Annotated in this window: 10 protein-coding genes, 1 tRNA gene and 1 pseudogene; 11 read left to right on the top strand and 1 reads right to left on the bottom strand. The window is 75.4% G+C overall.

Annotated elements, in window-relative coordinates:
* The first annotated feature begins 18 nt into the window (after nucleotides 1-18).
* From phoU to ispF, 3 genes are all read left to right on the top strand, one after another.
* Nucleotides 19-681 carry a phosphate signaling complex protein PhoU gene (gene phoU, locus D450_RS0107955; protein WP_017538140.1) on the top strand — a complete coding sequence of 221 codons (663 nt, stop codon included), beginning with the start codon at nucleotides 19-21 and terminating at the stop codon, nucleotides 679-681.
* A 420-nt stretch (nucleotides 682-1,101) separates the two neighbouring features.
* The gene (locus D450_RS0107950; RefSeq protein ID WP_026124387.1) at nucleotides 1,102-1,584 is read left to right on the top strand and encodes a CarD family transcriptional regulator; all 483 of its coding nucleotides are present in this window, start codon (nucleotides 1,102-1,104) and stop codon (nucleotides 1,582-1,584) included.
* 37 nt (nucleotides 1,585-1,621) lie between these two features.
* Nucleotides 1,622-2,095 carry a 2-C-methyl-D-erythritol 2,4-cyclodiphosphate synthase gene (gene ispF / locus D450_RS0107945; RefSeq protein ID WP_193374783.1) on the top strand — a complete coding sequence of 158 codons (474 nt, stop codon included), beginning with the start codon at nucleotides 1,622-1,624 and terminating at the stop codon, nucleotides 2,093-2,095.
* 253 nt (nucleotides 2,096-2,348) lie between these two features.
* Here the strand turns inward: ispF and D450_RS0107940 are convergent, their stop codons facing one another.
* Nucleotides 2,349-3,917, bottom strand: coding sequence for a DUF2637 domain-containing protein (locus D450_RS0107940; protein ID WP_083932577.1), 1,569 nt, complete (start codon nucleotides 3,915-3,917; stop codon nucleotides 2,349-2,351).
* A gap of 181 nt (nucleotides 3,918-4,098) precedes the next feature.
* Here D450_RS0107940 and cysS point away from each other — a divergent pair, with 181 nt between their 5' ends.
* From cysS to D450_RS32305, 8 genes and pseudogenes are all read left to right on the top strand, one after another.
* Nucleotides 4,099-5,502: a cysteine--tRNA ligase gene (gene cysS, locus D450_RS0107935; RefSeq protein ID WP_017538137.1), complete on the top strand. Its 1,404-nt coding sequence runs from the start codon at nucleotides 4,099-4,101 to the stop codon at nucleotides 5,500-5,502.
* 188 nt (nucleotides 5,503-5,690) lie between these two features.
* Entirely contained in the window at nucleotides 5,691-6,668 is a 978-nt protein-coding gene (rlmB, locus tag D450_RS0107930) for a 23S rRNA (guanosine(2251)-2'-O)-methyltransferase RlmB (RefSeq protein WP_017538136.1), read from the top strand.
* A 52-nt stretch (nucleotides 6,669-6,720) separates the two neighbouring features.
* Nucleotides 6,721-6,793 (top strand) — tRNA-Thr (locus D450_RS0107925).
* 2,358 nt (nucleotides 6,794-9,151) lie between these two features.
* Nucleotides 9,152-9,964: an NshR/TsnR family 23S rRNA methyltransferase gene (gene nshR / locus D450_RS0107920; protein ID WP_017538135.1), complete on the top strand. Its 813-nt coding sequence runs from the start codon at nucleotides 9,152-9,154 to the stop codon at nucleotides 9,962-9,964.
* 74 nt (nucleotides 9,965-10,038) lie between these two features.
* Entirely contained in the window at nucleotides 10,039-10,647 is a 609-nt protein-coding gene (locus tag D450_RS0107915) for a PH domain-containing protein (RefSeq protein WP_017538134.1), read from the top strand.
* A gap of 3 nt (nucleotides 10,648-10,650) precedes the next feature.
* A complete protein-coding gene (locus tag D450_RS0107910; RefSeq protein ID WP_017538133.1) occupies nucleotides 10,651-12,387 on the top strand; it encodes a PH domain-containing protein in 1,737 nt (578 codons plus the stop codon).
* Between the two features lie 356 nt (nucleotides 12,388-12,743).
* Nucleotides 12,744-12,986, top strand: a complete 243-nt coding sequence (locus D450_RS0107905; protein WP_017538132.1) for a hypothetical protein — start codon at nucleotides 12,744-12,746, stop codon at nucleotides 12,984-12,986.
* A 213-nt stretch (nucleotides 12,987-13,199) separates the two neighbouring features.
* Nucleotides 13,200-13,521: pseudogene (locus D450_RS32305) on the top strand (NAD(P)-binding domain-containing protein); the annotation flags it as partial.

The raw sequence follows: 13,521 nt of genomic DNA, 5'->3' as shown, positions 1-13,521 counted from the left end.
GCTGGGACGATTGAGACCATGCGCGACACCTACCACGAGGAACTGGACGCCCTCGGCGGCCGCCTCATCGAGATGACGCGGCTCGCCCGCCACGCCATCGCACGGGCGACCACGGCCCTGCTCGACGCCGACCTGACCGCGGCCCAGGAGGTGATCTCCGGGGACGAGGAGCTGAACCGCCTCGACGAGGAGATCGAGGCGAGCGTCTTCGACCTGATGGCGCGACAGCAGCCCGTGGCCACCGACCTGCGGACCATCATCACCGCCCTGCACATGTCCGGCGATCTGGAGCGGATGGGCGACCACGCGGTGCACATCGCCAAGATCGCCCGGCGCCGCCACCCCGATTCGGCCATCCCCACCGAGCTGCGCTCCACCGTGCTGGAGATGGGGCACCAGGCCGAGCTCCTGGTCATCAAGGCCGGCGAGGTCGTGGAGAACCGCGACGTGGAATCGGCCCTGGAGCTGGACGGCGACGACGACAGGATGGACAAGCTGCGCCGCAAGCTGCTGCGCCGGATCCTGTCCCCGGAGTGGAAGCACGGGGTGGAGTCGACCATGGACGTCACCCTCGCCGGCCGGTTCTACGAGCGGTTCGGCGACCACGCGGTGCACGTCGCCGACAACCTGGTCTACATGGTGACCGGGGAGAAGCCCAAGGACTTCGAGCCGGAGGCCTGACGCCCCCGGACGGGGCTCCGGGAGGGGGAGCGGACGCGGGGCCGGGAGCGGCCCCGCAGAAAAGTGGCGTATATCACGTCGGAATCCGGCTTCGATCGGAGGGTGCCGCGCGTTGAACGTGTACGCAGGGCGTTCCCTCCCTTCTGGGGCGGGCGAGCGGTGCAGGGCGCGGGCGGACCGCAAGGGGGTCGACGAGGCGGTCCACAACCCGTCGCAGGGTGTGACCGAACAGGCCCGCCACCCCGTCCCCGACCGGCCGGAACCCGTGCGGGCAGGGGCGCACGGGGTCGCCGCGAGCACCGCCCGATGGCTTTGTCAAGACCTAAAATCCGTCGCTGACCTGCGTTGACGTAAACGGAATAGGTACGTTAAGTCACGGATTCGTGGTACCCTTGTGGTAGCGGAAGGGGTACTTGTCACATGGCTTTCAAGGTCGGCGACACCGTTGTCTACCCCCATCATGGGGCTGCTCGTATTGAGGCGATCGAGACGCGAACCATTAAGGGCGAGGAAAGGACTTACCTCGTTCTCCGGGTCGACAAGGGTGATCTAACGGTACGCGTGCCCGCCGAGAACGCCGAAGAGGTCGGCGTTCGCGACGTGGTGGGCCAGGACGGTCTGGACCGGGTCTTCGAGGTGCTGCGCGCCCCGCACACCGAGGAGCCCACCAACTGGTCCCGCCGGTACAAGGCGAACGTGGAGAAGCTCGCCTCCGGCGACGTGAACAAGGTCGCGGAGGTCGTCCGGGACCTGTGGCGGCGCGACAAGGAGCGCGGACTCTCGGCGGGCGAGAAGCGGATGCTCGCCAAGGCGCGGCAGATTCTGGTGAGTGAACTCGCCCTCGCGGAAAAGACCAACGAGGATAAGGCCGAGGCCCTTCTCGACGAAGTCCTCACGAGCTGATTCCGGTCACAGAGAACGACAAACGTCCATGATGAGAATGCCGAGGGTGGGCGTCGGAACCGACGTCCACCCTTTCATGTCCGGAAGAATTCTGTTCCTGGCCGGCCTGGAATGGCCGGGCGAGACGGGGGTCAGCGGCCACTCCGACGGCGACGTCGCCGCGCACGCCGCCTGCGACGCGCTGTTCTCCGCCTGCGGCCTGGGGGACCTGGGGTCGCAGTTCGGCACCGGCGACGAGCGCTGGAAAGGCGCCTCGGGCCCCGCGCTGCTCACCGAGGCGGCGGCGCGGGTGCGGGCCGCCGGGTTCGAAATCGGGAACGTGGCGGTGCAGGTGGTCGGGAACCGGCCGAAGTTCGCGCCGCGCCGCGATGAGGCGCAGAAGGTGCTCTCCGAGGCCGTGGGCGCACCGGTGACCGTCTCGGCCACCACCACCGACGGCCTGGGGCTGACCGGGCGCGGTGAGGGCATCGCGGCGGTGGCCACCGCCCTGTGCCTGCCGCCGGAGGGCTGAGGGCCCTCGCAGGCCGGGACGGCCGGCGGCGGCGCCGCGACGGGTACACGAGGGGCGCCTGGGGGAGACCCCGGGCGCCCCTCGTCGTCGTGCGCGCATCCGGTGCACGGCCCCCGGCACAGGGGGCACAGGGCCCTGGAGAAGCCCCGAACGGGGCCGTGGGCCGTCCCCGGTCAGGGGAGATCTCCCTGCGTGTCCGAGAGGGCACGATTCGGGCGGCGACGACGTCCGATTTTCGGTCCGTCTGGCGGGGTCAGTCGTCCTCGGGGGCGTCCGGCGGCGTCGGCCCGCTGCGGACCCGGCCGGCCGGGGGCTCCGCGGCGGCCCCGGGGGACTCCTTCATCGGTGCGCGGCGCGGCTTGAGCACCATCGGGCGCTTGGGCATCGGCTCGGCGCCCGGCGGCGTCCCGAACACCCGGCCGTCGGCGTCCGGCGGCGGGACGTCCGTGGGCCCTGCGGCGGCCTCGTCACTGGCGGGGTCGTCGGGGAGCGGGGTGTCGACGAAGCCCTCGTCCGCACCGCGCGCACTGCCCGCACCGTCCGTACCGCCCGCACCGTCCAGGCCGCCCTCCGGGCCGTCCGCACCGGCGACACCGTCTGCTCCGGCCACGTCTTCCAGGTCGGGCTCCGCGTCCGGGACGGCTCGGTCCCGGACGCCCCTGTCCTCGTCGTCGGGGAGCGGCTCGGGAACGGGGGCGCCGCCCTCGGGGACCGGGGGCTCTTCGGCGGCGCGCTTGATCGGGTTGCCGGCGTCGGGGTCGCGCCTGGGCAGTTCGGGGCGCAGGGAGGCGGTCGGCGAGGCGGCGGGGGCCGAGGCGCCGGGCCCGGACGCGTCGTCGGGCTCCTCCGAGTCCTGCTCCTCCCCGGGCGGCTCCGCCTCGGCGAGGCCGCCGGCCCCGGCGCGGTCCTCCCCGTCGTCCCCGTCCTCTCCGTCGTCATCGGTCCGGCCGCGCGGCTCGGATCCGCGGAGCACGCGGACCGCCGCCACCGGGTCGGTGTCCTCGTCGTTGCCGGACAGGGCGGCGGACTCGGCGGAGGGGGCCCCGGTGCCGGTGCGCGCGCCCGCGCGCGGCCAGAGCAGAGTGGGCGCCTCGGGCCCGGCGGGCCCGTCGCCGCCCGGCTTCTCGTTCGGCTCCTCGACCGGCTCGTCCGCGTCCGCCGAAGCCCCCTGGCCGGGGGCGGTCGCCTTCTCCGTCCGCTCCCCGCCGTCTTCGCCGTCCCTCTCGTCCTCCCCGTCCTCGCCGGGGCCCTGACCGGACTCCTCCGGCGCCGCGCCCTCGGAGGCCGGGCGCGCGGCGCGGCGGGCACGGCGGTCGGGCATCTCCCCGTTCAGGTGCCGCCACACCCGGATGAACAGGACGAACGCCACCAGCAGCGCCACCCAGGGCGCCACGGCGGCCACGACCACCGCGACCGCGCCGACCAGCCGCTGCTCGCTCGCCGACAGCGCCGCGGCTCCGGCCGCCGCCACGATGAGGAGCAGGATCAGCCCGTCGACCTGGAGGCGCTGCGGGCGCGCGGCCGCGCGCAGCAGGAAGCTGGCCCAGAATGCCAGCAGGAGCAGCAGGGTGAAGACGCCGGGGTACAGGTGCGCCCGGTCCGGGGGCACGTTGCCCTGCAGGGCCAGCTGGTAGATGCCGTTGTAGGAGAGGACGACGGCGCAGGCGGCGATCAGCAGCACGCCCAGGGCGGTGAGCCCGATGGCGGCGGTGCGCGGACCGCGCGGAGCGCGCCGGCCGGGCGGCCCGCCCGCGGGAGGGGGGCCGGCCGCGGGGCGCCGCCGTGCCGGAGAAGGAGCGGAAGAGGAGGATTTCACGGCCATCGTGGGCAGAGACTAGCCCAGCGGCGGCGGGGAACACGAGGATCCGCCCGAAAGTGGCCGAAAGGCCCGGCACGTCGGGAAATCGGCGCCGTCCGCGGGGGGCGCCGCGCGGTCCGGCCGGGGCGGGCCGACTGCGCCGAGGGGCCGCGGCGGAGGGCGGGGAGCGGCTACCCTTGGGACCGTGAGTCTGCGCTTCCATGACACCCGAGCCCGCCAGGTCCGCGATTTCACCCCCCTGCACGAGGGGTGTGCCTCGCTGTACCTGTGCGGGGCTACGGTTCAGGCGGCTCCGCACATCGGGCACATCCGCTCCGGGGTCACCTTCGACATCCTGCGGCGCTGGATGACCTACCGCGGGTACAGCGTCACGCTGTGCCGCAACGTCACCGACATCGACGACAAGATCCTGCGCGTCGCCGAGGAGCAGGGCGTGCCCTGGTGGGCGGTGAGCGAGCGCAACCAGCGGGCCTTCACCGCCGCCTACGACGCACTGGGCTGCCTGCCGCCCACGGTGGAGCCGCGGGCGACCGGCCACGTGCCGGAGATGGTCGCGCTGATGCGCCGGCTGATCGACCGCGGCCACGCCTACCCGGCCGAGGACGGCTCCGGCGACGTCTACTTCGACGTGCGCTCCCACCCCGAGTACGGGGCGCTGTCGGGCCAGCGCGTGGAGCACATGCTCGGCGCCGGCGACACCGACTCGGACTCGGCCAAGCGCGACCCGCGCGACTTCGCCCTGTGGAAGGGCGCCAAGCCGGGCGAGCCCAGCTGGGAGACGCCGTGGGGCGAGGGCCGCCCCGGGTGGCACCTGGAGTGCTCGGCGATGGCCACCAAGTACCTCGGCTCCGCCTTCGACATCCACGGCGGCGGGGTGGACCTGGTCTTCCCGCACCACGAGAACGAGCTGGCCCAGTCCCGGGCGGCGGGCGACGGCTTCGCCCGCTACTGGATGCACAACGGACTGCTCACCGTGGGCGGCGAGAAGATGAGCAAGTCGCAGGGCAACTCGCTGCTGATCAAGGACATGGTGCAGCGCGTGCGCCCGGTGGAGCTGCGCTACTACCTGGGCCAGGCGCACTACCGCTCGCTTCTGGACTACTCCGAGGAGGCGCTGGGCGAGGCGGCCGCCGCCTACCAGCGCATCGAGGGGTTCCTCACCCGCACCGCCGAGCTGGCCGGGCCGGTGCGGCCGGCCGCGCGCGTCCCGGACCCCTTCGCCTCCGCGCTCGACGACGACCTGGGCACCGCCCAGGCGCTCGCCGTCGTCCACGGGCACGTGCGCGAGGGCAACACCGCGCTGGGCGAGGGGCGCAAGGAGCGCGCCGCCGAGCTGGCCGCGGAGCTGCGCGCCATGCTCGGGGTGCTGGGCCTGGACCCGGAGTCGCAGCAGTGGTCCGCCGGCGAGGGGCAGGGGCTGCGCGAGGTGGTCGACGCCCTGGTCTCGGTGGCCCTGGAACAGCGGCAGGCGGCGCGGGCCCGCAAGGACTACGCGGCGGCCGACGCCATCCGGGACCGGCTCGCCGAGGCCGGCGTGGCGGTGGAGGACACCCCGCAGGGGCCGCGCTGGGAGCTGCGCCGGGGCTGAGCGTCCCGGCATGCTCGGGCGCCCCCGCCGGCGCGGCGGGGGCACCCGCGTGGAGCGCCTATCATCACAGGTCGGCAGGGGCTTCGCGGCGCCCGGTGCGCGCCGGCCCGAGCGGCCGGGGACCGGCCCGAGCCTCGGCGCGTCCGCGCACGAGCACACCCGACACCGAGCAGAGAAGACGGTCCACCATGCCGGCGAAGAAGAACAAGAAGGGCCCCACCAAGGGCAGCGGGGGCAAGAACCGGCGCTCGCTCGAAGGCAAGAAGACCACCCTGCCCAAGGAGGAGCGGCACTGGTACTCGGGCAAGCAGAAGTCCCGGGCCGCCAAGTCCTCCTCCGCCGGGCGGTCCGGGGCGCCGGGGCCGCAGGGGCGCCCGGACGGCGGCGACGCTCCGCGCCAGGCCCCGGGCGGCGAGCTGCTCATCGGCCGCAACCCGGTGGTCGAGGCGCTGCGCGCGGGGATGCCGGCGGTGCGCCTGTTCGTGGCCAACAGCCTCGACCCGGACGCCCGGGTGAACGAGGCGACCCGGCTGGCCGGGGACGCGGGGCTGGAGATCCACGAGGTCACCCGGGCCGAGCTGGACCGGCGCTGCGACAGCAACGGCCTGCCCGGCGCGGCCCACCAGGGCCTGGCCATGCAGGTGCGCCCCTACCGCTACGCCGACCCCGAGGACCTGGTGGAGCGGGCCCGGGCGGCGGGGCAGGCGCCGCTGATCGTCGCCCTGGACGGGGTGACCGACCCGCACAACCTGGGCGCGATCGCGCGCTCGGCGGCGGCCTTCGGGGCGCACGGCCTGCTCGTGCCCGAGCGCCGGGCGGCGGGCGTGACCATGGCGGCCTGGAAGACCTCGGCGGGGACGCTGGCGAAGCTTCCGGTGGCCCAGGCGGTCAACCTGACCCGGGCGCTGGAGGGCTACAAGCGCGACGGCCTGTTCGCGGTCGGCCTGGACGCCGAGGGGGACGTCCGCCTGGACGCGATCACGCTGGCGGAGGACCCGCTGGTGGTCGTGGTCGGCTCCGAGGGCAAGGGGCTGTCCCGCCTGGTGCGGGAGGCTTGCGACACGGTGGCGGGCATCCCGATCACCGGGGCGGAGTCGCTCAACGCGTCCGTCGCCGCGGGGGTCGCCCTCTACGAGGTCGCCCGGCGCCGGTCGCCCGTGCAGTAGGCGCGAACCGGTACCATTCGACTGGGTGTCGGCGGCCCCGCCGACGACGCCGGCCGGCGTAGCTCAATCGGCAGAGCAATCGCCTTGTAAGCGATAGGTTAGGGGTTCGATTCCCCTCGCCGGCTCCGAACACGGCGGACCTGGGACGACGCTCCGGCGACGGAGGTCGGTCCCCCGGGTTCGCCTGACGTGGGCAGGACACCGAAAGCCCGGGTGAGCGGCGACGACGAGGACGCGGGGCGGTTCCCCTGCGCCGCGGGTCGCCCGCCGGGCTTATCGCGGTCCAGGAGAAGACGCTGCCCACGGCCCGGCGGGTACCCCGCTCTCGGGCCCCGGCCGGGCGGCGGGCCGCTGGAGTGTCTGGAGCCAGAGCGGCGACGGCGGCCGAGGCGACCCTTCCATCTACGCTTTCGTGTGCACGGTGCGCGGGTGGCCCCCGGAGGGGGCGGCGACGGGACGGCTGGTGCCCCGCTCACGGCTGCTGGCCGGGCGGCGGGCCGCCGGAGTGCCAGGGGGGAGGGCGGCGACGAGGAAGGCAGGCCGGTTCCCCGGCCTTGGCAGTCGAGTGCCCGGCCTCTCGCGGTTCCGGGAACAGCAGCGACGACGGGACGGCCGGTACCCCGCTCACGCCTGCCTGCCGTGCGCCAGGGACCTCCGGCGCAGGGAGATGAGCAGCGACGACAGGGGGAAGCGGTTTCCTGGTGCCGCCGGTCGGCCGCCGGGTGGTCGGTGGTCCGGGGGAGGTGGCGGGGTCGTGTCCGCTGGCGTGGTGGAACTCTGCGGGCCCCAGGCCGCCCCCGGGGGAGCACTGCCCGCCGCCCGCACCGACACCCATGTTGATCTCGGGGAAGTCGGGGTAATACTCGCCGGTATTACCCCGGCTTCCCCGAGATCAACGGGGAGGAGGGGGCGCGCACCCGGGGCGGGGTCGCCGATCGCGCCGCAGCGGTCGCACCGCTCACAAGGACGCGGCCGAAAGTTCCACCACTCCAGCGGACACGACCGGTGGCGGCGACGGCGCAGCTGGCGCCCTGCTCGCGGCTGCTCGCCGGGCGGCGGGTCGGCGGAGTGCCAGGGGGAGGCGACGGCGACGAGGCGGCGGGGCGGTTTCCCGGTGCCGCCGGTCGGCCGCCGGGCCTCACGTGGTCCGGGCCGGGTGCCCAGATGGGGCCCGGTCGCCGCCCGCCCGCGCCCGCGGCGCACCCGCCCGGCCCGCGCCGGGCACCCCTCCGACCAAAGATCCCTTCTGAATTGGGCGAATACGCGCCGTCACGGGGGCGGGGCGAGCGGAAGCGCGCTGATCGACGCCCCACGGCGGCCCCTGGGTGCGATGTCGGCCGGACCAGAACGGGGTTCGGTTCCCCGGTGTCCGTATCGCCCTTGTTCGTCCGCGCATCGGGGAGGCCGGGGCGGAGCAGGAGGGGGCGGGGAGCTCGCCCGCGCCGGGCCCCGCGCCGGCATCGGCCCGCCCCCGGTCACCCGGGGTGACGAAGAGTGCCGCAATCGGGGCCGGTGGGCCGGTAGGAGGGGCGCCGGGTACCGAATCCGGTTCTGGTCTGGCCGCCACCGCGCGCCCGCCCGGCCCGCGGGGCCGCTCCGGGCGCGCGCGAGTCCCGCACCCCCTCCGATCCGGGCGAACGGGATGTCCGGCGGGCCTGATCCGCCGGAGACCGCCCTGGAAGGGCCCGGTCTCCAACGAGAGTGGTGATATCGCCACGCAATTGCACATTGCGTGGCGATATCACCACTCTCGATACCCGACCACCGCCTCACGTGCCCGGTATGCCCGGAACGCGAAAATGTAGGGCCCCTCCAGGGCGGCAGGCCACCCGGCCGACCCCGGCCAGCAGCCCGAGCAGGGCACCGGCCGTCCCGCTGTCGCCGCCCCCGCCCGGAGCACCGACCACCCTGCGCCCGACCGGCGACCCTGGGAAACCGGCGCGCCTTGTCGTCGCCGCCGTCCCCCCTGGCGCCGAAGGGCCCCGCCGCCCGGCAAGCAGGCGTGAGCGGGGAACCGGCTGTGCCGTCGTTGCTGCTCATCGCCGGTACCGCCGGGGCGCCGGTACCCGGCCGCGGCGAGTGAGCGGGGCACCGGCTGCGCCGTCGTCGCCGCTGCTGCTCCCGGACCACGAGAGGCCCGGCGGCCGACCGCCGGCACCGGGGAACCGCCGCGCCTCCTCGTCGCCGCCCTCCCCCTGGCACTCCGTCGACCCGCGACCCGGCCGGGGCCCGTGAGCGGGGCGCCCGCTGTTCCGTCGCCGCTCTCGACCAGGGCCCCGCGGCCCCGGGGCTTTCCGCGCGATTCCCGGGTCGGGGTGGTAGTGCAGAGGATTCTCCGACAATTCCATGAACTGTTTTCCGATGCATTCTTCCCGCCGCGGAATGTGGCCCCCAGTGTTCGCGGGGCGGCCGCGGGGCGGTCGAGTCCGGGGTGTCTTCCCTGGTAGGGGGCGTGTGTGATCCGGAGACGGTAGGATCGCCGCATGGCCGACCTGGAAACGATCGCGAGTAAATCCGACCCCGCCGTGCAGCGGATCGCCGATGTCACCAAAGGCTCGCGGTCGAATATCAAGACCACGCTCATCGAAGACGTGGAACCCCTCATGCAGAGCATCGCCGCCGGGGTCGAGTTCATCGAGATCTACAGCAGCGACGCCGCCCCCTTCCCGCCCGAGCTCCTGGAACTGTGCGAGCGCGAGGGCGTTCCGGCCCGGCTCATGGAGAGCGGGATCGTCAACCAGCTGTTCAAGGGCGAGCGCAAGGCCAAGACCTTCGGGATCGCGCGGGTCCCGCGCCCGGCGAAGTTCGCCGACATCGCCCGGCGCTCCGGCGACGTGGTGATCCTCGACGGGGTCAAGATCGTCGGCAACATCGGCGCGATCGTGCGCACCTCGCTGGCGCTGGGCGCGGCCGGGATCGTCCTGGTCGACAGCGACCTGTCCACCATCGCCGACCGGCGGCTGCTGCGCTCCAGCCGGGGCTACGTCTTCTCCCTCCCGGTGGTGCTGGCCGACCGGGAGCAGGCGGTGGACTTCGTGCGCGGCGCCGAGGACATGTCGCTGGCGGTCATGGACGCCCACGGCGACCTCCCGGTGCGCGGCCTGGGCGACCTGCGCGGCCGGCTGGCGCTGCTCTTCGGCAGTGAGAAGGGCGGGCCGTCCGACCCCTTCCGGGACGTCGCGGCCGCCACGGTCACCATTCCGATGTTCAGTTCCACCGAATCGCTCAACGTCTCGGTGTCGGTCGGCATCACCCTGCACGAGCGCACGCAGCGCAATTTCGCGGTCGGCCGCTGAGGCCCGGCGCCCGGTCCGCCCCGCGCCGCACGGCGCAGCGGCGCGCGGCGGCCCCGGGATGATTGACTGGAATCGTGGAATTCGCCGCGTCTGACTCAGAGCACCGCGAACCGCGGCCCGGGGCCGCGGAGGACGGTCGCGCGACGGAACCGGAGGGCACGGGCGGGGCGCCGGACGCCCCCGGGGAGCGGTCGCGGGAGGCCTTCGCCCCGCCCGAGGGCACGGCGTGGACCCGGGTCCTGCCGGCGCTCGACGCCTACCGCCGGGTGGTCGCCGCCGCGGTGGCGGTGCCCTGCGGGGTCGTCGGCGCCGTGGCCGCCGGGCTGTGGCTGGGCCCCGGCGCCGCCGCCGTCCCCGCCGCCGCGGCCCTGCTGGCGCTGGCCGCCGCCTGGTTCACCGCCGGGGCGGCCCGCCGGTCCTGGGGCTACGCCGAGGGCCCCACCGACCTGTACCTGACCCACGGCACGGCGGTCCGCCAGCTCGTCGTGGTCCCCTACGGGCGCATGCAGGTGGTGGACGTGACCGCCGACCTGCTGGAGCAGGCGCTGGGCATCGCCACGGTGCGCGTCCGCACGGCGGCCACCACCGCCGACACCCGCATCCCCGGCCTGGGCCTGGACGACGCGGTGCTGCTGCGCGACCGGCTGGCCGCGCGCAGCGAGACCTTCTCGACGGGACTGTGACGCGTGAGCGACCCCGAAGCCGAAGAGCACGCCCGGCCCCCGCGCGGACCGGGGGCGACGCAGGGCCCGGCGGGACCGGAGCCGCGGCCCCTGCGGGAGGTCACCGGTCCCACCGAGACCAACGCGGTCGAGCAGGTGGCGCCCCCGCGGGTCGACCCCGGACGGCTGCGCGGCGGGGGAGCGGGCCCGCAGGGGCGCCCCGCGCCGCTGTGGGCGCCGCACGCCTCGGCCCCGCACGCCGCCCCGCCCCCGCCGGGGCCGCCCCACCACGTGCGGCACCCGCCGCAGGCCGCGGCCGCCGGGCCGCCCGGCCCGCCTCCGCCTCCGCCGCCCGGCCACGGGGCGTCCCCGTTCGGGGGCGGCGGCAACGTCCGCTTCCTGCCGCCCGGCGCCCCCGGCGGCCCGGGCGGCCCCCCTGGACCGCCCCCGCACCCGCCCGGGCCGCCGCCGCGCCCCGGTGAGGACGTGGTGCACGGGCCGCAGCGCCCGCACTGGGGCTCGGCGGCCTTCCGCACCGCCGTGTCCACCGTGGTCTTCCTGGCGGTGCTGGGGCCGGTGCTGCTGCCCTTCGGGGTGGCCTGGTCAGCGCTGGCGGTGCTGGCGGTCGCCTGCGGTTCGGCCGCCCACGCGATGCTGTCCTGGTGGAACAGCGGCTTCGAGCTGCGGGGCGACCACCTGGTGGTGCACGAGGGCCTGGTGCGCCGGCTCTCCCGCGAGGTGCCGCTGAGCCGGCTGCAGGCGGTGGACGTGGTCCGGCCGGTGCTGGCCCAGGTGTTCGGCCTGGCCGAGCTGCGGATCGAGCTCGCCGGGGGCGACACCGGGGAGGTGCGGCTGCGCTACCTCGCCCGCCCCCGCGCCGAACGGCTGCGCGCGGCCCTGCTCGCGCACGCCGCCGGCCTGGCCCGGAACGCGCCCGAGGCGCCCGAGCGCCCGCTGTACCGGCTGCCGTTCGGGCTGCTGCTGGGGGCGCTGGCCTTCCGGCTCCCCGTGCTCGCCGCGTTCCTGGCGTTCATGCTGCTCATGGTCGCCGGGTTCGCGTTCGCGGAGCCGGGGGTGCTGGGCGGCGCGGTCCCGCTGCTGCTCGGGCTGGTGCGGGGCTTCCTCGGGCCGCTCATCCGCTACACCGACTTCTACGCCTCCCTCTCCCCGGACGGGCTGCGGCTGCGCTACGGGGCGTTCCAGGCGCGGATGCAGACGGTGCCGCCGGGGCGGGTGCAGGCGGTGCGCGTGGTCGAGCCGGTGCTGTGGCGGTCGCTGGGCGTGGTGCGGGTCGAGGCCAACGTTGCCGGGTACGTGGGCGAGCGCCAGATGGACTCCTCGACGCTGCTCCCGGTGGCGCCGCGGGGCCTGGCCTACGCCCTGCTCGACGAGGTGTTCCCGGGCACGCGCGCGGCCGAGGTGCCGCTGCGCCCGGCCCGGGGGCGCCGCCCCGCAGGCCCGGCGATGGGCTTCGACGACCGGCTGTTCGCCACCCGGCGCGGGGTGCTGTGCACGGTCACCGAGTACGTGCCGCACGCCCGGCTGCAGAGCGTGCGGATGGAGGCCGGCCCGCTGGGCCGGCGCCTGGGCCGGGCCACGGTGGCGGTGGACACCCCGCCGGGGCCGGTGCGCGCGTGGGCGGCCGGCCGCGACGCCGCCGAGGCGCGCCGCGCGGTGGACGCGCTGTCCCGGCTCGGCCAGGAGGCCCGGACCCGCGCCGGCGGCCCCGAGCGCTGGGCCACCCGCAGCGACCCGTCCTGAGGTCCGGCTGAGGCCCGTGCCCGGTCGGGGCCGCCGACGGAAACCGGCGGAATCGCCGGACCGGAACCGGGTCGGAACTCTTCGAGCCGAAACGCCCCGGTAGGAGGGCGTGAAACCGCCCCGAACCGATGTGTCCTGGATCACATCGCCGACCGCCACTGCCGGGGAAAGTCCGGAAAAGTCGCCTCACATTGCGTCCGGAGACGGGTGCGCACGGTGATGAATGCAGGTGGACGCCTATGAACCGCGGCGTTCTCGTGGGTAGATGGTGCTCGAGCCTGCGCAGGACTCGAGCGAAGTACCCACACTCTCGCCGGCCGGAGATCCCCCCGTCCGGCACGCAAAGGAGACAGCCAGTGCTGAAGAAGACCCTCGCCGCCGGTGCCGTCGCCGCCGCCTCCGCCGCCGTCCTGGCCGCCGGCGCGCCCGCCTTCGCCGACGTGAACAGCGGCTCGTCCGGCAACGGCTCGGTCGTCAGCGGCAACGTCGCCCACATCGACGCCAACGTGGGCGCCAACGGCTGCGGCAACGCCACGGCCATCCTGGGACAGGCCAACGGCAACTGCTGGAACTCCGGGGTGATGGTCATCAACGGGTGACCCCGGGCCCGCCGTGCGCGGGTCGACGACCCCCCTCCCCGCAGTGGCGCCCCGCGGGGCGGAACCGGCGCCGGTCCGCTTCGGACCGGCGCCGGCGCCGTGTGCTGGGGCGCGCCGACCGGGCGCCCCGGGAGGAGAAGTAAGCTTGGCCGACAGCGTCCGGTACCCGCCAGGGACCGGAACCGAGCAGGCCAGGTGTTGTGAGGACCGACCATGGGCGCAAGCGAGGACACGCGGGACCGCCCGGCCCGGCTCGCCGTCGGTGTCATCGGCCCCGGGCGGGTCGGGTCGGCGGTGGGCGCCGCGCTGGAGCGCGCGGGGCACCGGGTGGCGGCCGCCACCGCCGTCTCCGNCCGCCCCCGCCGTCTCCGAGGCGTCCCGGTGGCGGGTGGCCGAGCGGCTGCCCGATGCCCGGGTGATGGAGCCGGCCGAGGTGGTCGCCGCCAGCGGGCTGGTGCTGCTGACCGTCCCCGACGACGCGCTGGAGCCGCTCGTGCGGGGGCTGGCCGAGACCGGCGCCCCCCTGGAGGGGCGC

Source organism: Nocardiopsis halophila DSM 44494, assembly GCF_000341245.1.
In the GTDB taxonomy this organism is placed as follows: domain Bacteria; phylum Actinomycetota; class Actinomycetes; order Streptosporangiales; family Streptosporangiaceae; genus Nocardiopsis_A; species Nocardiopsis_A halophila.
The sequence above is the reverse complement of the archived record's forward strand: the minus strand, read 5'-3'. Positions and strand labels throughout refer to the sequence as shown.